The organism is Persicobacter diffluens (genome assembly GCF_036244895.1).
GTDB classification, from domain to species: Bacteria; Bacteroidota; Bacteroidia; order Cytophagales; family Cyclobacteriaceae; genus Persicobacter; species Persicobacter diffluens.
The window spans coordinates 2,500,695-2,526,085 of sequence record NZ_BQKE01000001.1 but is presented as its reverse complement, the minus strand read 5'-3'; the positions used below and the strand labels follow the sequence as shown (position 1 = coordinate 2,526,085).

General features: G+C 43.0%; 14 protein-coding genes. 9 read left to right on the top strand and 5 right to left on the bottom strand.

Annotated features, from left to right (window positions below):
- Window positions 1-416: 416 nt before the first annotated feature.
- A complete protein-coding gene (locus tag AAA970_RS10065) occupies window positions 417-965 on the bottom strand; it encodes an archaeosortase/exosortase family protein (protein WP_338237026.1) in 549 nt (182 codons plus the stop codon).
- Between the two features lie 246 nt (window positions 966-1,211).
- On the opposite strand from AAA970_RS10065, the gene AAA970_RS10060 reads away from it, so the two are divergent.
- From AAA970_RS10060 to fcl, 4 genes are all read left to right on the top strand, one after another.
- On the top strand, window positions 1,212-2,351 hold the full coding sequence (locus tag AAA970_RS10060; RefSeq protein WP_338237025.1) for a glycosyltransferase family 4 protein: 1,140 nt from the start codon (window positions 1,212-1,214) through the stop codon (window positions 2,349-2,351).
- A gap of 209 nt (window positions 2,352-2,560) precedes the next feature.
- Window positions 2,561-4,171 (top strand): hypothetical protein, encoded by a 1,611-nt coding sequence (locus AAA970_RS10055; protein ID WP_338237024.1) that lies wholly within the window; start codon window positions 2,561-2,563, stop codon window positions 4,169-4,171.
- A gap of 2,025 nt (window positions 4,172-6,196) precedes the next feature.
- A complete protein-coding gene (gene gmd / locus AAA970_RS10050) occupies window positions 6,197-7,306 on the top strand; it encodes a GDP-mannose 4,6-dehydratase (protein WP_338237023.1) in 1,110 nt (369 codons plus the stop codon).
- Window positions 7,299-8,237: a GDP-L-fucose synthase gene (gene fcl / locus AAA970_RS10045; RefSeq protein ID WP_338237022.1), complete on the top strand. Its 939-nt coding sequence runs from the start codon at window positions 7,299-7,301 to the stop codon at window positions 8,235-8,237. The genes gmd and fcl overlap by 8 nt, the downstream gene beginning before the upstream one ends.
- Window positions 8,238-8,608: 371 nt before the next feature.
- On the opposite strand, the gene AAA970_RS10040 is transcribed toward fcl, so the two are convergent.
- Window positions 8,609-9,787: a DUF6359 domain-containing protein gene (locus AAA970_RS10040; protein ID WP_338237021.1), complete on the bottom strand. Its 1,179-nt coding sequence runs from the start codon at window positions 9,785-9,787 to the stop codon at window positions 8,609-8,611.
- A 1,124-nt stretch (window positions 9,788-10,911) separates the two neighbouring features.
- Here AAA970_RS10040 and ppk1 point away from each other — a divergent pair.
- A complete protein-coding gene (gene ppk1, locus AAA970_RS10035; RefSeq protein ID WP_338237020.1) occupies window positions 10,912-13,026 on the top strand; it encodes a polyphosphate kinase 1 in 2,115 nt (704 codons plus the stop codon).
- A gap of 1,680 nt (window positions 13,027-14,706) precedes the next feature.
- Here ppk1 and gyrB read toward each other — a convergent pair.
- Entirely contained in the window at window positions 14,707-16,659 is a 1,953-nt protein-coding gene (gene gyrB / locus AAA970_RS10030) for a DNA topoisomerase (ATP-hydrolyzing) subunit B (RefSeq protein WP_338237019.1), read from the bottom strand.
- A gap of 1,046 nt (window positions 16,660-17,705) precedes the next feature.
- Here gyrB and AAA970_RS10025 point away from each other — a divergent pair.
- A complete protein-coding gene (locus tag AAA970_RS10025) occupies window positions 17,706-18,695 on the top strand; it encodes a beta-ketoacyl-ACP synthase 3 (protein WP_060687494.1) in 990 nt (329 codons plus the stop codon).
- Between the two features lie 880 nt (window positions 18,696-19,575).
- The gene (locus AAA970_RS10020) at window positions 19,576-21,456 is read left to right on the top strand and encodes a GAF domain-containing protein (RefSeq protein ID WP_338237018.1); all 1,881 of its coding nucleotides are present in this window, start codon (window positions 19,576-19,578) and stop codon (window positions 21,454-21,456) included.
- Between the two features lie 284 nt (window positions 21,457-21,740).
- Here the strand turns inward: AAA970_RS10020 and AAA970_RS10015 are convergent, their stop codons facing one another.
- On the bottom strand, window positions 21,741-22,367 hold the full coding sequence (locus AAA970_RS10015; RefSeq protein ID WP_338237017.1) for a histidine phosphatase family protein: 627 nt from the start codon (window positions 22,365-22,367) through the stop codon (window positions 21,741-21,743).
- A 203-nt stretch (window positions 22,368-22,570) separates the two neighbouring features.
- Between AAA970_RS10015 and AAA970_RS10010 the strand changes: the two genes are divergently transcribed.
- Complete coding sequence (locus AAA970_RS10010) at window positions 22,571-23,287, top strand: tetratricopeptide repeat protein (protein ID WP_338237016.1); 717 nt, start codon at window positions 22,571-22,573, stop codon at window positions 23,285-23,287.
- A gap of 400 nt (window positions 23,288-23,687) precedes the next feature.
- Window positions 23,688-24,209: a hypothetical protein gene (locus AAA970_RS10005; RefSeq protein WP_338237015.1), complete on the top strand. Its 522-nt coding sequence runs from the start codon at window positions 23,688-23,690 to the stop codon at window positions 24,207-24,209.
- A 371-nt stretch (window positions 24,210-24,580) separates the two neighbouring features.
- Here AAA970_RS10005 and AAA970_RS10000 read toward each other — a convergent pair whose 3' ends face one another.
- Window positions 24,581-25,168 carry a peroxiredoxin-like family protein gene (locus AAA970_RS10000; protein ID WP_338237014.1) on the bottom strand — a complete coding sequence of 196 codons (588 nt, stop codon included), beginning with the start codon at window positions 25,166-25,168 and terminating at the stop codon, window positions 24,581-24,583.
- Window positions 25,169-25,391 lie beyond the last annotated feature (223 nt).

Here is a 25,391-nt window from a genome sequence, read left to right as displayed (position 1 = left end):
TTTTTTATTTCTTTTTTTCCTGGAAAAGTTCTGAAGGCGTTTATGATTTTTTGAATGTTTATCCGAATAGGTGGTATATTCCCTTTTGGGAACTTAAATCTTTGAATCCCCCTAATCGAATTGATGGATTCTGGAATTACATTAGAAATAATCCGATCGGAGTAAATTACATTGTCATTAATGGTATTATTACTTTAACAAGCATTTTATTTGTTTGGTGCCTAGGGAAGCGTAAATATGTTTATTTATATCTTATACTACTGTCTTTCTTTTTAATCAGCGGGTTATTAGCTTTCATGATAAGTCAATTATTACCAGAAATGGTTGGAATCCGCTCTTTTGCTGTTAACAACATGAACATAATTCGGAGTCCTTATTTTTTGTTGCTGCTTGCTGCAATTTTTCTGTCAGAAAAGTTAGGTCTTATTAAGCTTTAGCCATTTCATCCCCATCAGCCACAGAATAAAAATTACACTGTAAACCAAAATGGTGAAAATATAGTGATGGCTGATATCTAAATATTGGGGGTAGTAAAGCTGGATGTGAAGTAAGGAGATTACACGGCCAATATTGGAAAAGTAAATAACCGCAGTACCACCTAAAATAAGGATTAACTTTTTCCAGTTTTTGCCGGGTAATAGAATAAGAAAGCCAGCATATATAGGATATAGTACTTGTCCATTACAGGAGTGCGCAATTTGAATAAAAACTTTATCGTCAATACAGACTACTTTACCATTTGCACCGTCTGAAATGCACATAAAGGGCATGGTATCAAAAAAATTGTTTATAATTTCAGTGCTGTGGTCGGCTACCATCGCGGTGAGCCAGGGGTCAAGGTTTCCATAAGGGGTTAGCAAGCCATAGTAAATCATTTGCCATATGGCGTACAGCCCAGCACCCTTTAAAACGAAATGGATTGCAGTTTTATTTTCTTGATATAGATGAAGATATGCGGTTTTCATGTAAGATATATTCGTTAACTACCACAAATTTTGATATTTAATCTTGACATTGCAATGGTTTCGAGGTTTTAATTTTTTAACTTCGTGGCATTAACCGTTGATAAAGCTTACGATTAGGTAATGCTTTAGCCCAAAATAATATTGCTTTACTAATGCTCCCTTATTCTCTTTCGAGGGGCATAGGGTAGCGCAGAATAAACTCAACAGACTATGGACATTTTTAGTCGATAGTAGAAAATTATACCTATGGATTTGGAAATTTATTTCCCATTTGAATTACAAGCCGCTGTGGCCTTCTTAGCAGCATTAGTTTTGGCTGTTGTCTCCATCCCTGTGATTATTAAAGTTTCTTTGGCAAAAGGCTTGTTCGATGAGCCTAATGGGAGAAGTTCGCATTTGCGTGTTACCCCAACCTTGGGAGGGGTAGCTATTTTTATTAGTTTAGTTTTGCCTTATTTGCTTTTTGGAGGGCATTTTTTTACCCCCATGATGCAGTATATATTTGCTGGGATTGTCATTATCTTCTTCATTGGGATTAAAGATGATATCTTAGTCATTGCGCCAATGAAAAAATTGGCGGCTCAAATATTGGCCTCGCTTATAGTGATTTTACTAGCTGATATTCGTATTGGATCCATGTTTGGGATTTTCGGAATTGCAAGCATTCCTTATGCCGTTTCAGTTGTTTTAAGCTTGTTTGTATATGTTGTTATGATTAATGCTATAAACCTGATCGATGGGATTGACGGTTTGGCTGGAGGCATGGGCATTGTTTTGACTAGTTTTTTGGGAGCTTGGTTTTATTGGAATGGGCAATATTCCTTGGCCTTATTAGCGATAGTATTAATCGCAGCCTTAATTGGATTCTTGCGTTTTAATTTTTCTAAAGGTCAGAAAATTTTTATGGGGGACACTGGTTCCTTGCTTTTAGGTTTTATTTTAGCTGTTTTGAATATTCAGTTTATTCACTTACATGAGCAACCGGAGGCTTTACGATATGCCTTTCATTCCGCTCCTTCTATGGCGGTTTTATTATTTTCAATTCCCCTGTTTGATACATTGAGGGTTTTTTCTGTTCGTTTATCTCAAAAGAAATCTCCTTTTTTTCCGGATAGAAACCATATTCATCATATTTTTTTAGATAAAGGTCTAGTGCATTGGAAGGCCACTGTTCTTATTTGTGCTTTTAATATCTCTTACGTATTGTTGTTTACCTATGTAGTGGAGGCTTTATCAGTACCTATGTCTTTAGTTTTTATTGGAGGTCTTTTTCTATTTTATGTGTTTGCATTGAAGATGTTAAAAATGCCTATTAAGGGTCGAATGTTTGTGAATCGATCAGAGGCAGTTTTAGATCGTCATGCTCAAATGAAAAAGCGGGCATAGCAAAATTTGTTAAATATTGAGCGAAGATAGTTTTCGTTAAATTTTGAAGTTTTCCCTTAGTCTATTAGCAAGGTGAAAAGAATAGGTAGATGGAAGTGATCAGGAGAGTAACTTTAGTTGGGTTTTTTATTTTTTTACAAAAAAGTTTTTTATTTGGGCAGTCGGCCTCCCTCCCTTTGAATGAGGATACTTATCATTTAATTGATCGAATGGAGGTGTTATCTGGGCAGAATGCGGCTACTTTTCATTCCGGGGTAAAGCCCTACCGGCGGGATCAGCTGGTGCCTTTTCTTCAGGGCCTGGCGCAGGAGCAATGGTCACGCATAGATGATTTTAACTATGCTTACCTGATGAATGACTCCTGGGAACTGGTGGAAGGAGACAGTCTGTTTGGCAACAGTCAGAAAGCCATTTGGAATACTTTTTATAAAAAGCAATCCGATTTTCTGATGGTCAATGAGCCGGATTTTAATGTGCATGTCAATCCGGTGATTTATTTTGCCGGAGGGATGGAACAGCCGGGGGGCCTATCAGAGGAGGAAAACGGGAGTCGTACTTTATTTCAAAACACAAGGGGCGCGGAAATTAGAGGGCAGATTGGAGGAAGGCTTGGGTTTTATACCTTTATAGGAACAACTCAGGCAATTTTTCCAGTGTTTGTTCATCACCGGACTGATGAATACAGAGCTTTACCCGGAGAGGGTTATATAAAAAAATTTAAGGAAAATGGTTATGATTTTTTTACAAGTCGTGGCTATTTCACTTTTGATCTTATACCGGAAGTCAATTTACGAGCCGGTTATGATAAAATAAAAATAGGGGAGGGTTACCGCTCCATGGTTTTATCTGATCATTCCAACAATTATTTATTTGCCCAATTAAATACTCAGGTTTGGAGATTACAATACACTAATATTTGGGGCAAATTAGCTGCTTATCCTTCAACTGCTTATTTAGGTAGTGAGCAGTTTTCTAAAGGTTTTTCTTTCCATCGGCTTGGCTTAAATATAGGTAAGAAGGCTAATATAGGTGTTTTCGAAACCGTTATTTTTGGTGGATTGGATTCCGCTACTATGCGATCAATACCGATGCCCTTAGAGTTTTATAATCCTATAATATTTTTGAGAGGTGCCGAATTGGAGTCCGGCTCATATTATGGTAAGGTCCAGTTAGGTTTCGACTGGAAATGGATCATTACGCGGGGATTGGAGTGGTACGGACAATTTGTGCTGGATGAATTTAAACTGGATGAGATTTTAGCAGCAAACGGCTGGTGGGCGAATAAATTTGCCCTGCAGGCCGGTCTGAAGTATTTCAATGTGGCCGGGGTAGATAATCTGGATTTGCAGGTGGAGGGGAATATGGCACGGCCCTATACTTATAGTCATCGGGATGCCTGGTCTTCGATGACCCATTACGGGCAATCCCTGGCCCATCCCCTGGGGAGCAATTTCTATGAGGTTTTGGGGATAGTCAGAGCGCAACCATTTCCTCGACTGAGCTTAACCGCTAAAGGGCAGTATGTCATATACGGGCAGGATTATGAAAAAGAGGATGGTGAACTTACTAATTGGGGGAGTGATCCGATGAAAAGTTATTTTGTCCGGGAGCGGGACTATGGCAATTCCATCGGCCAGGGAAACACCACCCATCAGCTGATGCTGGATTTTCAGGCCAGTTACCAATTACGACATAATTTATTTATTGATGGCCGGGCTTATATGCGTAAGGTGGATGCGGAAATGGATACGCCCTTTACGGATATGGGAGCCTTGTTGTCGGTGCGGATGAATATCGCCAAACGAGCGGATTTTTATTAATGGGTTTGTGTAAAACCCACGAATGAATTCGTGGGTTAGAGAATATTATTGTTGAAAGAGGGCTTGGTCCTCGCAATGCTGACTGTTTGTTTGAATAGTTGAGGTATTGCGATGGCTAAGTCCTTTTTTGGTTTTGGGGGCTTTGTTTAATCGGTGAGGTTTGTTTGAATCCCACGAATAAATTCGTGGGTGAGGGAATAGTTGGGGGGAAGTCTATTGGTTTGAGTTGAAAATTTCAAATTGTTGGCTTGGTGAATTCCAAAACGCCGCAATATTAGTCTTAGTCTTCACGATGTAAATTGTACGGTTTAACACAATACTGGTCTTAGTCTTCGCAATGCAAACGATCCGGTTAACTGCGATAGGCCCCGCGGCGACTAAGACCTTTTATCAAGAAAAAAAATCGGTTTAGAGGTCTTAGTGATGCTCGCCCGGCTCGCTGTAACACGAAGCCCAGGGAAATTTATTGGCAAAGGCGCGAAACTGGTCTTAACCACAATACTGGTCTTAGTCTTCGCAATGCATACTCTACGGTTTACTGCGATAGGCTCCGCGGCGACTAAGACCTTTCATTAAAAAAAAAATCGGTTTCGAGGTCTTAGTGATGCTCGCACGGCTCGCTGTAACACGAAGACCAGTGAAATTTATTGGCATAGGCGCGAAACTGGTCTTAATCACAATACTGGTCTTAGTCCCCGACCCTGGTCTTAGTCTTCGCAATGCAAACTTTACGGTTTATTGCAATAGGACCCGCGGCGACTAAGACCGTTTTGGAATAAACTCGGTTCGAGGTCTTAGTGATGTTCGCCCGGCCCAAATACTGGTCTTAGTCTTCGCAAAGCAAACTCTAAAGTTTATTGCTATAGGCCTAAATCCTGGTCTTAGTCTTCGCAATGCATACTCTACGGTTAACCGCGATAGGCCCCGCGGCGACTAAGACCTTTAGGCAAAGAATAAAATCGGTTTGAGGTCTTAGTGATGCTCGCCCGGCTCGCTGTAACACGAAGACCAGGGAAATTTATTGCCATAGGCGCGACCCTGGTCTTAGTCTTCGCAATGCATATTCAACGGTTAACCGCGATAGGCTCCGCGGCGACTAAGACCTTATTATCAAGAAGCAAAATCGGTTAAGAGGTCTTAGTGATGCTCGCCCGGCTCGCTGTAACACAAAGATCAGGGAACTTTATTGGCATAGGCGCGACCCTGGTCTTAGTCTTCGCAATGCATATTCAACGGTTAACCGCGATAGGCTCCGCGGCGACTAAGACCTTATTATCAAGAAGCAAAATCGGTTAAGAGGTCTTAGTGATGCTCGCCCGGCTCGCTGTAACACGAAGACCAGGGAAATTTATTGGCATAGGCGCGAAACTGGTCTTAATCACAATCCTGGTCTTAGTCTTCGCAATGCACACTATACGGTTAACTGCGATAGGCTCCGCGGCGACTAAGACCTTATTATTAAGAAGCAAAATCGGTTAAGAGGTCTTAGTGATGCTCGCCCGGCTCGCTGTAACACGAAGACCAGGGAAATTTATTGGCATAGGCAGGACTCTGGTCTTAGTCACAATCCTGGTCTTAATCACAATCCTGGTCTTAGTCTTCGCAATGCATACTATTTGATTTACTGCGATAGGCCCCGCGGCGACTAAGACCTTTTACCAAGAAAAAAACTCCCTCCCTAAAAAAAAAACCGCGTATTATTTCAAACATATCACATGATTTTTTGAGCTATGGACTGGGGTCATCGTCAATTCAAACCTTAAGGGAAAAGGCGTTTTTGGTAGAATATAGTCGGTATTTTTAATTGGTGTTGAAAAATATTCCTAATCTGACCAAAAAGCGTATTTGGGGTTTTGGTCATATTTTCGGGGGTGTTTGCGCTGTAACCCACACAAGAACTCGATTAAAACGTTCTAAATTGGAATTTATTATGGTATTAATTGACCTATTGATTTAAATCTTGCCAGTTGGTCGTAGAATTTATTAATTTTGGAATCAATAGGGAGCAAAAAAGAGTCATTAAGCATGAAAAGAGCTTTGATCACCGGTATCACCGGTCAGGATGGAGCATATTTAGCGGAATTATTATTGGAAAAGGGCTATGAGGTACATGGTATCAAGCGTCGTAGTTCCTTATTCAATACGGATCGTATTGATCACTTGTATCAGGATCCGCATGAGGAAAAAATCCGTTTCAAATTACATTATGGGGATTTAACGGATTCCATGAACCTGACCCGTATTATTCAGGAGGTGCAGCCGGATGAGATCTATAATTTGGGGGCCATGTCCCATGTGAAGGTTTCTTTTGATACGCCGGAATACACCGCCAATGCGGATGGTATTGGAACGGTTCGTATTTTGGAGGCGATTCGTTTGTTGGGTTTGGAAAAGAAAACCAAATTCTATCAGGCTTCTACTTCAGAGCTTTATGGTTTGGTGCAGGAAGTGCCACAACGCGAAACTACGCCATTCTATCCTCGTTCTCCCTATGCAGTAGCTAAAATGTATGGTTATTGGATTACGGTAAATTACCGTGAGGCTTATGATATGTATGCTTGTAACGGCATCTTGTTCAATCACGAATCTCCATTGCGTGGAGAGACTTTCGTAACCCGAAAGATTACGCGTGGGGCATGTAAGATTGCCTTGGGCCTGGAAGAGACCATTTATCTGGGTAATCTGGATGCCAAACGTGATTGGGGTCATGCCAAGGATTATGTCAAGGCGATGTGGTTGATGTTACAGCAGGAGCAGGCTGATGATTTTGTAGTTGCGACGGGTATTACTACTACGGTTCGTGATTTTGTAAAGATGTCTTTTGCGGAATTGGGCGTTGAGGTAGCATTCACCGGCGAAGGTGTGGAGGAAATTGGAACGGTAGTCGCTTGTAATGGGGAGTACCAATTACCAGTCGGACAGGTAGTGGTGAAGGTAGATCCTAAATATTTCCGCCCTACAGAGGTAGAGCTATTGATTGGTGATCCGACCAAAGCAAAGGAAAAATTAGGTTGGGAGTTGGAATATGATTTGCCGGCTCTGGTAAAAGACATGGTGACTTCCGATATGGAACTTTTTAAGCGTGATAAGTTTTTGATGGACGGCGGTCATAAAGTATACAGCCAATATGAATAAGGAAGCAAAAATCTATGTGGCGGGTCACCGCGGAATGGTGGGTTCTGCCATTGTGCGTAACCTGCAGGCCAAAGGCTTTAAGCATATCATTACCCGTACCTCCGCGGAATTGGATTTGCGCGATGGTGTGGCGGTAGCCGATTTTTTCGCTGAGGAAAAGCCGGATTATGTGTTTTTGGCAGCGGCTAAGGTAGGGGGTATTGTAGCCAATAATACCTACCGTGCGGAATTCATTTACGACAATATGATGATTCAGAACCATGTGATTCATCAGTCCTATATGAATGGCGTGCAAAAGTTGATGTTCCTGGGGAGTTCTTGTATCTATCCTAAATTTGCAGCACAGCCGATGCGGGAAGATGCTTTATTGACCGGCACTTTAGAGCCTACCAACGAACCCTATGCGATTGCCAAAATTGCGGGGATAAAAATGTGTGAGGCTTATCGCGCACAATATGGTTGTGATTTCATTTCTGTCATGCCGACCAACCTTTATGGCCCGAATGATAACTATGACCTGCAGAATTCCCACGTTTTGCCGGCTTTGATTCGTAAGTTTCACGAAGCCAAAGCAGAAGGTAAGGCATCTGTGGAGATTTGGGGAACAGGTTCTCCTAAGCGGGAATTCCTGCATGCGGATGATTTGGCAGAAGCTTGTGTTTATCTGATGGATCACTATTCCGAGCCGGAATTGATCAACATCGGAACAGGAGAAGATATTTCCATTAAGGATTTGGCCTTATTGGTCAAAGAAACGGTGGGCTTCGAAGGCGAATTGGTGTTTGATACCAGCAAACCGGACGGAACGCCACGAAAATTAATGGATGTCAGTAAATTACACGGCACGGGTTTTAAACATAAAATCGAATTGCCCGAAGGCATTGCAGCGGTTTATGAGGATTTTGTCAAAAATCCCCCCGTCAAAGCATAAAAAATAAAAATGGCCGTCCGGATAACCCCGACGGCCATTTTTTTGCCGTAGCGACGCATCGCATGCGTCGCTACGGATCGCACGTCGTTACGGATCGCACGTCGCTACGGCTTGCATGTCGCTACGGATCACGCGTCGTTCCACGTTGTTTATGCATCGTCCCACATCGCACGTTGTTCAGGCCGTGCGCCGTTCCGCATTACATTTATTGTTACCTGCGATACACATCGGTATGGGGCATTTTTCCATATCGTGCAATTCCTTTCCCGCCGGGATGTATGCAATACCATTCCCGTCGGAACGCATGCAATACCATTCCCGCCGGGACGCATGCAATGCGTCCCTACGGGGCATGGTATATCCCATCAAAATCATTCCACCCATTCAAACCCCTTCGGGTTCTTTGCGCCAATGGTGGAAAAATACGATTGTAAATCTGCCTCTTTGATGATAATTCTACGTCCTTCATTGGCAGGATTATCTACCAGGTTCAAAGCGTCCCGAATATCGCCGGTGGGTAATTGTACCGGAACGATCAATGCCGCATCAGTGATGTCAGGCTGATCGGCCAGGGCAATATTGGTGGCAGAGGTATAAGGGCCGTCATGTTTAAGGTTGGGCCCCGAGGAAGTCGTACCGACGATATAACCGACGACATCCACATCGTTGAGCCCTTCATTGGCCAGCGCCTCGGGGATGGTCAGGGCATTTCCGATTTCCGGTGCGGGTTCCGGGTCGGTGCCTGTGTCTGGAATGGAGTCTGTAATATTTTCACAATTCAGGCTATCAAAATGAAAACTGAGGGATTGTCTGCCCAAAGCAATGAGTTGCTCGTGGGTGATGCTTATGTGGCGTTCCTCCTCATGCCACATTACTTGAAACTGATAAAGACTATCCCTGGGAAACAATAGGTATTGATAGGGTTCCGGATCAGCATTAATCCGAATGAAAGGAATGGCTGCTCCGTTATGATCCCGAATAATTGGGGCTCCCTGAAAATATTCGATTGCCTGCAAGTCACAGTGGTAGCGGAAGGCGGTAAGAAATACCGAGGTGATTTCATAAATCGCAATTTCCAGCTGGCTATAATCGGAGGGGCCATTTTCCGAGGGTGTATAATTGTTGGTCACCCCTACCTGTAATGGAGTGGTAATCCCCTCGATAGCTTCAAAAGGGATGGGAAGGCAGGCATGATCGATCAGTTCACAAAAGTGATGGTCTTGCGCCGGAGCAAAATATAATAGATCTCCATTGGCGTCCCTTAATTCGAACTTATCGATTTGATAAGTTCCGGCAGCTAAAAGGAAGCTTTCGCAATGAATCTGTCCCTCAGAAAAAATTACTTCCAGGCTATCAAAGATATGGGGAGTTGTAGTGCTGGTATTGGTCAGCTCAAGGTAGGCATGATCAATATATGCAATTTGCTGGAGGCGGCTGTTGTCCATTATGGTAGTAAAAAGTGTAATGTTGGCCTCGTCTTGTTGGACTTCCGGATGCTTCAGGCAGGCGGTCAGGAGTAGGGTGGAAAATAGGAATAGGGTATAACGCATAGCAGGAATTTTTCTTTTCCAAAGTAGGATTCACAGGCAGAGGTTTCCGCTCTATTCCAGGGAGGAGGTATAAAAAAAGCCAGATGGATGGATATTTTTTAAATATTTTAAGACTCGCCTCACTTTCTTACTTTATTCAGTCAGGCAATTTTTAAGTTAGGGCAATGGTTTCGTTTTCCTATTCTTCTTTTTTTATTTTAAATAAAGGCCTTTTGCCAATAAGATTGAATAAGATCTTACATTGGGAAATTTTTAACAAAAGCCGAATTATTCGCTGCTAAATATTTTGATCATGGCTTTTTTATAAAACTACAAATGAGCAAATTATAGTAATGATCAAGTTCCCAATGAGGGGCTATTTGATTTGAGCGCTTGTTTATGAGTTAGCTTAATATCTTTTACAGTATTGCCTTTATAGTATAAAATCTTCCACATCAACCCTCCGGCCTTGATCAATGGGCGGATCGACAAGGGTTCTGCTGGCGTCAAGAAGGCATCACAGCGACATTTTTGCCATATTTCACCAGTCTCCTGCCTTCTCCAAATGTCGCATTGATGGATTCCGTCAGCAGGTTCCATGGCCCGCCATCATTGATCACAGTCTTGATTTTTTTGTTTCGTTTTTTATCAAGAAAAAATGAAAAAGAAACGATTGAATATGAAATATAAGGTGTTGAATGGCTGATCTAACTTTAATAAAAAAGCCCTGATTTATTCAATTCAATAGTTTTTCACCAGCTCATTATATGCTTCTTAATTTGCCCAAATTTGAGCAAGCATGCTTTCTTCCCATTTCTCTGCTTCCTTGGAAAAAAACGAAATAGGAAAAATTCCTTCATTTTCCCACCTACCAGCAAAATGAGGGTTAAAGCATGAGAAATCCGGTAAATTGCCTTTTTTATTCAATTGAACGACATAAACCCACTATTTTTTAATCATTTTGATGGTCTGAATTTCATTTTTACCGTCTTTTAATTATACAATTTCAATAAAATGGAAGGGCGTGTTTTGTCCACATCAAACTTCTGTTAATTCCTCGCTGAGGCTTCCGAAAGTGAAGATTATTCCTTACCTTAAGTTTCTATTAACAAAATTTTTATTAGAAAAACCCAATAAAAAATTTTATGGCTGGAGCGGAAACGGATCGAATTACGGAATTGATTAACAGTAGTGATCTAATTAGTCGGGATCTGAGTTGGTTGAAGTTCAATGAACGGGTATTGGATCAGGCGAAGAAAGACCGGACGTTACTGGAGAAGTTGAAGTTTTTGGCTATTACAGACAGTAATCTCGATGAATTTTTCATGATTCGGGTAGGTTCTTTGTATAACTATCTGGATTACGGCAAAGAACGTACGGATTACTCGCAGTTAAGAGAATATCAATTCAAGAAACGATTGTTTGCTGAGACCCAGATGTTTGTGGAAGATCAGCAGCAGCTGTACGGATTACTCGCCTCTCAATTTGAAGCCGAAGGCTTTATTATTGAGCGTAATCTGACCAACCTGACGGTGAATGAGCGGGCAGAAGTGGAAGAGTATTTCGATCGGACGATCTTTTCCATGCTTACGCCCATGGCGCACGATAATTACCACACCTTCCCCTTGCTGATGAATAAACTGCTGATTTTCGGGGTTTGGACGCAGGTAGAAGACGGCAGCGGGCAGAATCGCCTGTCATTTGTGCAGATACCAAGCAATTTGCCGAAATTCTATGAGATTGACCGCGGCGATCAGTTGGTTTTTATTCCGATAGAGGAGGTGATCCGCTACCATATGGAAAAGCTGTACCGCAATGTGGTAATCGAGTCCATGACGCTTTTCCGCATAACACGTAATGGCGACTTTACATTGGAGGAATCCGATGATATTGAAGCTAACTTTTTGGAAGAGTTGCGTCTGAAATTAAAAACCCGTCGTACCGGACGAGTGGTGCGGGTAGAAACCGAATATAATCCAGATCCAAATTTGTTACTCATCCTGAAAGAACGTTTCGGGATTGATGAAGACAATATCTTCCGCATGCATAGGGGAAGTTTGGTGGACTATACCCGCTTTTGGCGAATAGTGGGGCATCCGGCGCTGAGGTCTAAATTGCCGAAGCAGCACAGTACGGTAAGGCCAATCAGTTTGCCGGAAAAAGGAGAGCAGAATATGCTTGAAGTCCTGAAGCAACGGGACATTCTATTGCATCACCCTTATAATAATATGGAGCCTTTACTGGAATTGCTGGATCAGGCGGCCAGAGATCCGAAGGTGTTGTCCATTAAAATGACGATTTATCGCCTGTCTAAGGAGTCCCGTATAGTAGAAGCTTTATTGAAGGCGGCAGAAAATGGCAAGCACGTTTCTGTATTGTTTGAGGTGAAGGCCCGTTTCGATGAGGAAAACAATATTGAAGCGGCCAAGCAGTTGCAGGCCGCCGGTTGCTTTGTAATCTATGGAATTTCCAATCTGAAAACACATACCAAATTGTGTTTGATTGTCCGCAAGGGAGAAGAGGGGATAACCTCTTACGTGCATATGTCCAGTGGGAATTACAATGAGTCTACGTCTAAATTATACACGGACCTGGGGATGCTGACCACCAAGCGTGAATACGCAAAGGATGTGGCGGAATTCTTCAATGTGATCACGGGTCATTCGAATCCGCATCGTTTTAAATCCCTGATTACGGCGCCAAATAATATGCGTAATCAGCTGATAGAGATGATTGAGCAGGAAGGGAAAAATGCCCGGGAAGGCAAGCCTTCCGGTATTTGTTTTAAGATGAATTCTTTACAGGATAAGAAAATTATCACGGCACTCTATGAAGCTTCGCAGGCCGGTGTGCCGATTAAAATGATTGTTCGGGGAATTTGCTGTCTGCGTCCGAAGCGCGTAGGGCTTTCTGAAAATATAGAAGTGATGTCCATTGTGGGAGATTTTCTGGAGCATAGTCGTGTCTATTATTTCCATAATGAAGGCGATCCTTTATTGTACAGTGGTTCGGCCGATGTGATGGTGCGATCTTTCGATCGCCGTCTGGAATCTCTCTATTTGATTACGGATGATTTGTTAAAGCGTCAGGTTATTAATCTGCTGCATTTCAATATGAAAGACAATGTGAATGCCTACGAAATGCACGAGGATGGTTCCTTTACGCGTAAAAAACCTGCGGAGGGCGAAAATGCTTTTAGTGTGCATAAAGAGTTTTTCAGAGTGCGCCCGCATCATATTGAGCAGGTGGCTATATTTTAAATACGGGCTATTGCTCAGCTCTGGTCGTCGGGTTTTCTACGACCATTTATCACAAAAGTGTTTGCTGCTGTAATGAAATGGGGTGGTAAAAAGGGGAGCGGATGCTCCCGGGTTTTTGGGTCTTAGACGGGAGCCTAAGACCAGAAGCGGGTTTTTCAAAATGCCTCCGCATCATATTGAGCAGGTGGCTATATTTTAAATACGGGCTATCGCTCAGCTCTGGTCGTTGTGTTTCCTGCGACCATTTATTACAAAAGTGTTTGCTGCTGTAATGAAACGGGGTGGTAAAATGGGGAGCGGATGCTCTCGGGTTTTTGGGTCTTAGACGGGTGCCTAAGACCAGAAGCGAGTTTTTCAAAATGCCTCCGCATCATATTGGGCGGGTGGTTATATTTTAAATTCCTTCCATCGCTGGTCGTATGATTTTCTACGACCATTTATTACAAAAGTGTTTGCTGCAGTAATGAAATAGGGTGGTAATAAGGGGAGCGGACGCTCCCTTGATTTTGGGTCTTAGACAGGAGCCTAAGACCAGAAGCGAGTTTTTCAAAATGCCTCCGCATCATATTGGGCGGGTGGTTATATTTTAAATTCCTTCCATCGCTGGTCGTATGATTTTCTACGACCATTTATCACAAGAGTGCTTGCTACTGTAATGAAATGGCGTGGTAATAAGGGGAGCGGACGCTCCCGTGATTTTGGGTCTTAGGCGGGAGCCTAAGACCAGAAGCGGGTTTTTCAAAATGCCTCCGCATCATATTGAGCAGGTGGCTATATTTTAAATACGGGCTATCGCTCAGCTCTGGTCGTAGGGTTTTCTACGACCATTTATTACAAAAGTGTTTGCTGCTGTAATGAAACGGGGTGGTAAAATGGGGAGCGGATGCTCTCGGGTTTTTGGGTCTTAGACGGGTGCCTAAGACCAGAAGCAGGCGACCATTTATAGTTTATCTCAGCTCTGGTCGTAGGGTTTTCTACGACCATTTATCACAAGCGTGTTTGCTGCTCTAATGAAACGGGGTGGCAATAAGGGGAGCGGACGCTCCCGTGATTTTGGGTCTTAGATGGGAGCCTAAGACCATAAGCGTAAAAAACCTGCGGAGGGCGAAAATGCTTTTAGTGTGCAAAAAGCGTTTTTCAGAGTGCGCCCGCATCATATTGAGCAGGTGGCTATATTTTAAATAGGGGCTATTGCTCAGCTCTGGTCGTTGGGTTTTCTACGACCATTTATTACAAAAGTGTTTGCTGCTGTAATGAAACGGGGTGGTAAAATGGGGAGCGGATGCTCTCGGGTTTTTGGGTCTTAGACGGGTGCCTAAGGCCAGAAGCGTTACGACTATTTATAGTTTTATCTTTTTTTTGGGGCAGCCCTCCTGACGTCGGTCGGGCTTTCGGCAGTCGCTCTTTTTGCGAGCCGCTACGCTTTAAGGCTGCAAAAAGGAGCTCCACAGAGCCTCTATCCCTCTGCCGGTGAGTCTCGAGTATGCACGCGGGCAATCGCCCGCTTGGGGCAAGGATGAAGCGGGTTTGTTTAAACCACAGCGGCCCAAAAGGCCGATGGGGTGAGCCGCGCCAGCCTGGTGCTGACGTCTAAGCGGCAGCAGTCCCCCCCTATAATAATAGGGTATAAAAAAACGCCTTCCGAAATCCGAAAGGCGTTTTTATTATTTCTGATCTTAATTAGATGTCGATATTCGCGTATTTGGCGTGCTTCTCGATGAACTCGCGTCTTGGTGGTACTTCATCTCCCATTAGCATGGAGAATAAGTGATCTGCCTCGGCTGCAGATTCCACGGTTACCAATTTCATGGTACGGGTCTCCGGGTTCATGGTGGTTTCCCAAAGCTGCTCCGGGTTCATCTCTCCCAAACCTTTGTATCGCTGTACGGAAACTTTATTCTCGTCGCCGCCCATTTCCTGAATGGCCAGTAAACGATCTTCCTCTGTCCAGCAGTACTTTTGTTTCGCGCCTTTCTTCACCTGATAAAGCGGTGGCTGGGCAATGTATACATAGCCATTGTCAATCAAGTCACGCATATAACGGAAGAAGAAGGTCAAAATCAACGTACGAATGTGGGAACCATCCACATCGGCATCCGTCATGATCACGATCTTGTGGTAACGCAACTTCTCCATATCCAAAGCTTTCTCGTCGCCATCTTTACCAAAACGAACGCCCATGGCGGTGATCATATTCTTGATCTCTTCGTTGTCGTAAATCTTGTGCTCCTGGGCTTTTTCTACGTTCAGAATCTTTCCACGCAATGGCAAAATCGCCTGGTATTCGCGCTCACGGCCCTGCTTGGCTGATCCACCTGCAGAGTCACCCTCCACCAGGTATAGTTCGGAAAGGGCTGCATCTTTGGAAGAACAGTCGGCCAACTTACCCGGAAGGGAAGTGGAGCTCATCACGTTCTTACGCTGTACCATCTCGCGTGCCTTACGTGCTGCATGGCGCGCCTGCGCTGCAAGAATTACTTTCTGTACGATCTGCTTGGCACTTCTTGGGTTTTCTTCCAAATAAGTGTTCAACATATCGGATACCGCTGAATCTACCGCTCCTACCGCATCGGAGTTACCCAATTTGGTTTTGGTCTGTCCCTCGAACTGTGGCTCTGCCACTTTTACCGAGATTACAGCAGTCAATCCTTCGCGGAAGTCATCCCCACTAATGTCTACCTTTACTTTGTCCAAAAGGCCGGATTTGTCGGCATAGTTTTTCAAAGTACGGGTCAGTGCACGACGGAAACCGGAAACGTGGGTACCGCCCTCGTGGGTGTTGATATTGTTTACATAAGAAACCACGTTCTCGGAGAAGGAAGTGTTGTAGCTCATCGCTACCTGCACCGGAATATTGGCTTTCTCTCCCTCGATATAAACGGCCTCGTCAATTAATTTCTCTTTGGAATCATCCAAATACTCCACGAACTCCTTGATTCCGCCTTCGGAATAGAAAGTCTCGGATAAAGGATTGCCTTGCTCATCCACATCCCGTAAATCTTCCAGAACAATGGTGATGCCGGCATTCAAAAAGGCCAATTCACGTAAGCGATTCGCTACGCGATCCCAAACATATTCGTGGTGAGTGAAAATCTCATCATCGGGCATGAACCAAACGGTAGTTCCCGTTTTGTCGGTTTCTCCTACGGGAGCAACAGGGGCTTGTGGGCTACCTTTTTTGTAAGATTGCTCGTAGATTTTGCCGTCTTTAGAGTGAACTGTCACCTTCATGTCTTTTGACAGGGCGTTCACACAAGAAACCCCCACGCCGTGCAAACCTCCGGATACTTTGTAGGTATCCTTATCAAATTTACCTCCGGCGTGTAGGACAGTCATTACCACTTCCAATGCTGACTTATTCTGAGTAGGGTGCATACCTACCGGAATACCACGTCCATTATCAGAAACGGTGATGGAATTGTTCTCTTGGATGCTAACGGTAATGGTGTCACAGAAGCCTGCAAGGGCTTCGTCAATAGAGTTGTCCACCACTTCCCAAATCAAGTGATGCAAGCCTTTGATGCCAACATCTCCGATATACATGGCAGGGCGTTTTCTTACTGCCTCTAAGCCTTCCAAAACCTGAATATTACCGGCTGAATAGTCTGCTGGTTTGTTGGTTTGTTCGCTCATATTTTAAATTAATCCGATTCAACCACCCAAAAAGGAAAGTTTTGAGACTTTTTGTATCTTTTTTGGTGGTCTTACTCCTTGATAATCAATGCTTCACTGTTAAACAAAAATTGCGTCTCGCTCATTTCCTAAAAATTGCTGAAAAGCTTCCAAAAAATGCAGTGACGCAAGGCTGTAAGGGCAATTTTGAAGCCTTCACAACTTGTCAAAAATAACATAATCCTGACGAAATATCTAATATTTGAGGTCATTTTCAGGGGGAATCTGCACGTTTTTTGCTTTGGGATGAAACCTTTTTTGAATTGGGGGAGTCAGAAAGGGTTTGTGCTGAAATGATTTTAGATTTTGGGACAAAGTAGTGGCGAAAATTACCACTTCCAACCGCCTATTCGAAGGCTGAGCGCTGATTACGATTAATCTTTCCACCTTGATGCCGGTTCTTTGGGTAGGAAGCCGGGAGTTGCTGTTGTAGTTGTCAAATTAAGCCGGATTATTCACGCATAAATCCTCGTTTAGCTGTTAGGCGGAAAAAATGAAGGAATAGTTTCCTAATTCGAGTTTTTTCCAACGAAACAGATGAAGGAGGAGAAAGCAAGCTTGCCCAAATTCGGGCTATTATAAAATCAAAGAAAACAAACTGTAATAAGTTTAAAATGGGGTGCTTATGGTTATTTGATGAAATTAGCGGTGAATAATTTGGGTTAAGGTCACCGACCCTGGCTTTTAATCACCTTTGGTGTAAAAGGGAAATCATTTTTTTTTGCGCATTCAGGCTGGGAAGACGCTGGAGAAGAAATGGTACTTTGCCTTTCTGTTAAGAGATAGGGGGAGGAGATTGTCAATTTATCAGACTGTCAATTAAAAAAGGACTATTTTTTTTATTTTTCACAATATTTGGAAACTGGTGACGGAAATGAGGGTGGAAACTTAGAAGGTTTCAAATTGTTTTTTTCCTGAAGGTTTCTTTGGGGCATTAGAATGGATTTTCTTATGTTTGAAAACTAAAAAGGTAGTGGACAACAGAAAAAACCCATATAGTTAATATGATAACCATGCGTAAAGCAGCGATTACTGCCGTCGGAGGATACGTCCCGGACTATGTTTTATCCAATGCAGAATTGGAAACCATGGTGGAAACCAACGACGAATGGATTGTCAGCCGTACCGGAATTAAGGAACGTCGGATTTTGAAGGGAGCAGGAAAGGGAACTTCAGTTTTGGCGGTGGAGGCAGTGAAGGATCTGGTGGCGAAGTCAGGTCTGGACTTGCAGGAAGTGGATGCCGTATTGGTGGCCACAATGACTCCCGACATGTTGTTTCCCTCAACGGCCAATATTGTGTGCCACGAGCTGGGAATTAAAAACGCTTTTTCCTTTGATATGCAGGCTGCTTGTAGTGGGTTTGTGTATGCCTTGGCCACCGGGGCCGGATTCATTAGTACGGGGCAGTATAAAAAGGTATTGGTCATTGGGGCAGACAAGATGTCTTCCGTGATGAACTATAAAGACCGCAACACCTGTATTTTATTTGGGGATGGCGCCGGAGCGGTGCTTTTGGAGCCGAATGAAGCAGGTTTGGGTATTCAGGATTTTATTTTGAAGAGTGATGGTATCGGCAAGGATATGATCCGCATGAAAGCGGGTGGTTCTGCCTATCCGGCGACTATGGATACAATTGCGAATCAGGAGCATTATTTCTTTCAGGATGGTCGTCAGGTGTACAAGCATGCGGTGACCAATATGAGTAATGTTTCCGTGGAGATCATGGAACGAAATGACCTGAGTGGCGATCAACTGGCTTATTTTATTCCACACCAGGCCAATAAGCGTATCATTGAAGCCATTGCCAACCGATTAGGGGTGGGGATGGATAAAGTGACCGTGAATATTGAACGCTATGGAAATACCACGGCCGGAACGATTCCGCTGTGTTTGTGGGAGTGGGAAGATAAGTTTAAGAAAGGGGATGATATTGTATTGGCCGCTTTTGGAGGAGGATTTACCTGGGGGAGTGTTTATTTGAAGTGGGCGTATTAAAAAGCGCTTCCTTGAAATAGAAAAAGCCTGTTGTTCCTGTTGAGCGACAGGCTTTTTGTTTGGTGTTTTTTGGATGGTTAGCCCGAATCATTTCCCGCAAGATTTAGTGGATTCCCCAGGTGGTTTAATGTTAGAGGGTTGTGGTTGGTTTCGTGGGTTATTTAACCCGAATTATTCACCGCTAAATTCACCAACTAAATGTAAGCGAATTGAATTCAGTTTATTATAATTTATTTTCTCTAGTTTATAATAGCCCAAATTTGGGCAAGCTTGCTTTCTCCTCATTCATCTGCTTCGTTGGAAAAAACTCGAAATAGGAGACTATTCCTTCATTTTTCCCGCCTTGCAGCTAAAAGAGGATGGAAGCATGAATAATCCGGGTTAATAGCTCAAATTTGAGTAAGCTTGCTTGCTCCTCCTTTATCTGCTTCATTATCCAAAACTTGAAATATGGGAAATTTCTTCATTTTCCTGCTTGTAGCTAAATGAGGATTTAGAGTGTGTTTAAAAGCCTAAATTCGCAGCGAAAATTTGAAGAATTATGGAAGCGTTGCCCGATTTATTTGAGAGAATAACACCGCTATTGTTGTGAAATTATCCGAAATCGCTGCCAATAGTTCGAATTTGCAGCCGGATGGTGTGCTATTAAACACGCTCCTAAGCATGCATCTTCGGGTATAGGCAAATGCACTGTCTTGAGACCGCTTTGAGGTGGCGTTGGAATTGAAGTAAGCATTTCCAGGTGAATGAGGGAAGGGGAATAGTCGTGGGATTTAGACGGGTTCTTGCGTTTTGGGGCAAGTTTTACATCCCAAAAAGTGGTTTTAAAACGCATTAGCCTATATTTGCAATCTTTTTTATACAACAGACCTATTTTAAAATGAATAAAAAGCGGACGAATAAGCCTTCGTTTCAGAGGGCCCTGCTTTTGCCTCTTGGCTCCATGATGACCTTATTGGTGTTGCTTGTGGTTGCTTTATGGTACCGGCAACAGGCTCAAAAAACGGAGCATTTTGTGAAGGAAGAGAAAATGCCACTGGTGGTGAATAGCCTAAAAGAAAAGTTAAGGTCGTCTATTGACAAGCCTATCGGTTTAGGCAAAGCCATGGAGGTTAACCCTTTTGTGGTGGAGTTGATGACTTCCCAAAAGCTGGATACCCTTCGCTTTAAAAAGCTAATCCAGCAGACCAAAGAGGGCTTGGATTTGTTCCATATGAATTTCTATCTGGCCAATAGCGGGGCAATCCTTGATGATCGGGGTTATTATAAAATGGCGAGCGTGGAGGAAGAGGAGGATCAGTGGATTTTTCGGACAGTGGCGGATGAGGGTTCCGATTTTTCCGTCAATATCGGCTACTTAGATCATTTACAACAATATGCTTTTTTCATTAACAAAAAGATATACCATCCGGAAAGCGGGGCGTTTTTAGGGCTTTGCGGTATTGGAATTGAAATTCCGGAAGTGGTGTCTACCCTTGTTCAGTACCAATCGGGCCAATCAGGTCGGAATTATATTATTTCCGGGCAGGGAGAGTTGAAAGTTTATGATGAAAACAGGATGCCGGCGGGCAACCTGTTTGAGGATAAAGCTTTTCAAAATTTAGCGAATGCCATTCGATCAGGTGCCTTGGGCTTTGTTTCCGCCGATAAAGGGAAAGAGGAGGAGATCTGGTTTTATGTGCAGCGACTGCCGGACCTTGATTGGTATGTGGTCATGGAGGTGCATGCATCGGAAGTGTTGGCTGATTTAAAGTTAGATTTAATTTATATCCTTGGTTTCGGTTTCCTTGCCTTAATCATTATTTTGTCGGTGCTTGGTTTTTTTATTCGCCGTACCAATCAGGCGATTCAGCAACTTATTCAGTTTGTTGAAAATGTGAATGCCGGCCAGGCTGAAATGACTTTAAATAGTAATCTTGCTATTCGGGAACTAGAAATGCTACAAAAAAGCTTTCATCAGTTTTTTAAAAGCATTTCAGAGGCAACGATATTTGCGGCCCAAATTGCAAAAGGGAATTTAGAGGCTTCCCATTATCAGTTAAGTGGAGAAAATGATCGCCTGGGGAAAGCCCTGACAAGCATGAAAAATGCTTTGGCTCAAAATAGGGCAGAAGAGGAGCGTAGGAATTGGGGAAATGAGGGGATGGCGCAATTTGCGGACTTGTTGCGTAATCAAAATTTGGGAGTGCAGGAGCTTTCGGAATTAGTGTTGAGCAGAATGATTAAATATCTGGGGCTGAATCAGGGGGCTGTTTTCTTAGTAAAGACCACGGCCGACGAAGAGGTGCTTCAACTTTCAGCCTGCTACGCCTATAATAGAAAGAAGCATATGGAAAAGGAAATTGCGCCTGGAGAGGGGTTAGTAGGACAATGTTATTTAGAGAAGGAAGCCATATTCATGACAGATCTTCCGGCGGACTATATCCACATTACTTCTGGTTTAGGGAAGGCCTGTCCATCGAACCTTTATTTGGTTCCCTTGAATCATAATGATCAGGTAGTAGGGGTAATGGAGTTGGCGGGTTTTGAAATTTTAGCGGATTATAAAAGAGAATTAGTAAGCAAAATTTGCCAGGCGTATGCCTCAACGCTGGTTTCGGTAATGACCAATGAAAATACGAAAAAACTATTAGAGGAAACCCAATTACAGGCGGAGCAGTTGAGGGCTCAGGAAGAAGAGATGCGTCAGAATATGGAAGAGATGATGGCCACCCAGGAGGAAATGCGGCGGGTAAATGAGGCATTGGAGGCTAATGTTTAAAAAGTATGAGCCAGCAACGAAAAAAATATTAGCAAAAAGCCCTGTAACTTGCTTGGAGTTGCAGGGCTTTTTAATTCATAGGATGCTTACTTATTTCTTGAATAATGCATGCTTGCTTCTTTAGCTGTAAGGCGGGGAAAGTGCTCTGATTTTCCTTTATGAACGTTTTGCCAAGGAAGCTTTGGGCGATAAGAGAGCAGACTTTTCCCAATTGGGGCTATTTAAAAATCAGAAGAAAGCCTCTTGTCGTATCCAAAATTGCTGGAGGTCAACAATGTAAATTTTTATGCTTTAACCGTTGCCAGATGATCCGCATTATTAAATTCCAATAATTTGAAATCGCCACTTTCCGCATCCCACTCAAAGCGGGTGATGCCCGTATTCTGAGGCACAAAAGTATGCATTTCAGTCAGGGGCTTATTGGTAAGTGTACACATTAAAATCCGGATGGCGCGGCTGTGCATCACGAGTAAAACCGTTTCTTCCCCCTGCTGTGCCAGGATTTCATCCAATGCTTCTTTTTGACGCTTTTGAACATCCAAAGGACTTTCGCCACCTTCCGCTTTGGCTTCGTAATCACCTTCTTTCCAGGCATTCATGACCGTCCAGACATTATCACCGTCCCGGTAGATCGGGGTGTTTTCATAAACGCCATAATGTAATTCATCCAGGCCAGCCTTTTTTTCGGTCGGAATGCCTTTTTCCAACAAAAGTCGGGCAGTTTGCCAGGTGCGTTGTAAGGAAGAAGTATAAATTTTATCAAAAGGAACTTCCATTAAAGCCTGAGCCATGGCATCACCTTGTGCCTGTCCGAAGGCATTCAGCGAAGCGTCAATGGCTCTCCCCTGAACCAAATCGGCTTTATTGTAATCGGTCTGACCATGGCGGGCAATATAAATGATCTTTTTCATTTCGAATGCTTGTGTAAAAAGGTAGGCCGAAAATACGATAATCGGCTTTATTTTCCTGCTTTTTCCATGATTCTGTTAGATTTGTAGCGTAAAATTCACTTTCCCTTTACAGGAGGGAGATCAACGACAAACCATTTACCCTAAAGCCTGTCAGCGGATCCTTTTTTGGGGAATGAACCCTTCAGGCAGAAATTAACCACAATATGAATCGACAATTTTTATCCGGATTATCTTATCTTTTTGCCATTATTTTTCTGGCTTCCTGCAGTCCTTCCACCGATGAAATGATGGGAGAAGCCAGAAAGTATTTGAATGAAGAAAATACGGGGGAAGCGAAAAAATGGCTGGATCGCATTATTGAAAAAGATCCCGAAAACGCTATTGCTTATAATATGCGCGCGGTGGCCTTTTTTATGGAAGAGCAATACGGACGTACGGTAGAGGATTGTTCCAAAGCCATTGCACTGGCGCCGCAGGAATATAAAGCTTTTTATAACAGGGGAAATGCTTACCGCGAACAGCAAAACTGGACTAAAGCCCTGGAGGATTATAATGAGGCGATCAAACTCAAACCCAATGTGGAGGATTTGTATAACAATCGGGCATTTGTCTTGGTGGAATTGAAAAACTATGAGCAAGCCCTGAAAGACTATAATTTTGCTTTGGAAATGAATGCTGACAATGCCGGGATTTTGTACAATCGTGCGCAAGTTGCCTTAAAAATGGGTCAGGAGGATGCTGCCCGGGAGGATTTGGAGCGTGTGATAATGAAAGATCAGGGCCATGCGGAAGCTCACTTTCTTTTAGGGATGATAGAATATTTGGCAGAGAACCAGGAGCGGGCTTGTCAACTTTGGCGACGAGCTGCCAATTTGGGATCAGAGGAAGCTAAGGAAAAATTGACTGCTTTTTGTAATTAGGCAACAGGATTTTTACAAGACATAAAACAAGAAAAGGGCACCTGCGGGCGGCTCTTTTTTTTTAGGGTTTTTTACCCGAATTATTCATCACAGGATTTATTAGCTGGGTCTGAGTGGTTCATCCATATGGTTGTCCGGTGGTCTGGTTGTTTTTGTGCTTTTGTAATAGCCCGAATTTGGCGAAGCTTGCTTGCTCCTCGCTCATCCGCGTGCTTGTAAAAAACTCGATATAGCAAATTCCTTTATTTTCACGCCTGGCAGCTAAAGGAAGATTTAAGCAGGAATACCCCGGCTTCAGGCTGTCGTAGCTACCCATGGAAAAAAAGGATTTGCTGCGGAAGCCCCATTGCGCTTTTCGAAATAATAATATCCCTTAAATTTTACTTAACTTGCAGGAAATTTGAGGAATAAGAAAAGTATGGGCTTGAGAGCAATTTGGGATTCAATCAGGTATTATAGACAAGACAAAAAGCGATTTGCCGATTTGGGGACGGAAGAGGAGGCTGCAAAATTATTTAACTATTTGCAGGAATGCTATGTGCAGCATTACGGATTAATCCCAACGGAATTAGAGGATGAAGAGGACAAAGCCTTGCCCTTACAAGCAGCCTATGCAGTTCAGGGGCACAATCCGGACTTTGTGCAGAATTTTTATGCCGGTATCATTGCCATTGAAAAGATAGGCTTGCAAGTGAAAGCGCAGTGGCAGATTGGACTGGAAGCGGCCTTGCAATGGGGCAAAGGAAAAGTGTTGGGGCAATATCTGTGTGTGGATTTTCAATATGATGAAGAGGCCACTACTTACTCCGGTCGGGTATTATATAAAAGAGTGGGGAATAGTCTGGTAGGATTTTGGATGGAACCAAAAATTGCCTCCGTGGGCTTTGAAAGATTAGTGGAAATGGAGGAAAGTTTTTCCTGACCATATGCTTCGCTGGAAAAGCTTTGCCAGTGGCCAGAGCGCGTAATAGCATATTTATACCAGTGAATAAACACTGGTATTTTTTTTAACCGGAATTATTCACCGGTAAATGCATTCGTTCGATCTAATGATCCTGATTTCAGTTTGTTAACCATAATAATCACCGCTTGATTTATTGGTTGAAATCAATTGACCTATATTCAATGGGTTATGATTATTTTATTGGGTTTATTATAGCCCGAATTTGGGCACGCTTGCCTTCTCCTCCTTCTGCTGCATCCTTGGGGGAAACTCGAAATTATTCCTTCTCTTTCTCCACTATGAAGTAAAATGAGGATTAAAGCATGCTTTATTCGGGCTATAAAAGTAGACTATAGATTTACCAATTGGGCCCCAATCTCCTCAACACTGGCACGTTCTGTAAAGTCCGGATTATAATGAATATAACGAATATTACCGTCACGGGAAATAATATAAGTAGCAGGAACTGGCAGCATATCCTCAAGATTACCGTTATGCTTTCTCGCATTTTTTTGCATCTGCTTGAAAGAAGCAGGGACAATTTCTCTTCCAAGTTTAAAAGCCACCTTATAATCCAACATGATTTTATAGGAGGCATCATGTAAAATAGAAAATGTAGCACCGGATTTTTTAACCATCTTTTCTATAAATTCCGGTTGTTCAGGCGTTACCACTACCACATTGGCTCCTTTTTCGGTGATTTGTAAAAGATCCTTCTGTAAATTGGAAATATGACGACGACAATGCGGGCACCAAGTGCCGCGATAGAAAACCAAAACCATATCGCCCTTAGCCAGTACATCCTCCGAACGGATGAGTTTACCATTTTGATCCGTTGCTGAAAATGAAGGAGCCGAATCACCCACCTTCAGGCCTCCTTGGGCAAAAATGAAAAGAGGAGACAAAATTAATAGAAGTGCTATAGCAAAGGTTTTCATGATGTGGTTTTTTGATGTTGATAATTATTGTTAATGATTGATTACATCTTTTCGGATTCATAATAGTTTTAATCTCTCAGTCGTGGCGTCATCATGATGACATAACTTCATTATTTCACTTATAGATGAAATTTTGGTGTGTCCCATTGATCAGATTGCCGACTATTGGCTAATTAATATAATTTTATCCTTTTTTTTTATCCTAAATAGGGTTAAAAAAGAC

Bases quoted from the DNA above. Each gene is read 5' to 3' on its own strand.
- fcl (WP_338237022.1), top strand. From the start codon at position 7,299: ATGAATAAGGAAGCAAAAATCTATGTGGCGGGTCACCGCGGAATGGTG.
- AAA970_RS10010 (WP_338237016.1), top strand. From the start codon at position 22,571: ATGAATCGACAATTTTTATCCGGATTATCTTATCTTTTTGCCATTATT.
- AAA970_RS10015 (WP_338237017.1), bottom strand. From the start codon at position 22,367: ATGAAAAAGATCATTTATATTGCCCGCCATGGTCAGACCGATTACAAT.
- ppk1 (WP_338237020.1), top strand. From the start codon at position 10,912: ATGGCTGGAGCGGAAACGGATCGAATTACGGAATTGATTAACAGTAGT.
- gyrB (WP_338237019.1), bottom strand. From the start codon at position 16,659: ATGAGCGAACAAACCAACAAACCAGCAGACTATTCAGCCGGTAATATT.
- AAA970_RS10065 (WP_338237026.1), bottom strand. From the start codon at position 965: ATGAAAACCGCATATCTTCATCTATATCAAGAAAATAAAACTGCAATC.
- gmd (WP_338237023.1), top strand. From the start codon at position 6,197: ATGAAAAGAGCTTTGATCACCGGTATCACCGGTCAGGATGGAGCATAT.
- AAA970_RS10055 (WP_338237024.1), top strand. From the start codon at position 2,561: ATGGAGGTGTTATCTGGGCAGAATGCGGCTACTTTTCATTCCGGGGTA.
- AAA970_RS10060 (WP_338237025.1), top strand. From the start codon at position 1,212: ATGGATTTGGAAATTTATTTCCCATTTGAATTACAAGCCGCTGTGGCC.
- AAA970_RS10020 (WP_338237018.1), top strand. From the start codon at position 19,576: ATGAATAAAAAGCGGACGAATAAGCCTTCGTTTCAGAGGGCCCTGCTT.
- AAA970_RS10040 (WP_338237021.1), bottom strand. From the start codon at position 9,787: ATGCGTTATACCCTATTCCTATTTTCCACCCTACTCCTGACCGCCTGC.
- AAA970_RS10000 (WP_338237014.1), bottom strand. From the start codon at position 25,168: ATGAAAACCTTTGCTATAGCACTTCTATTAATTTTGTCTCCTCTTTTC.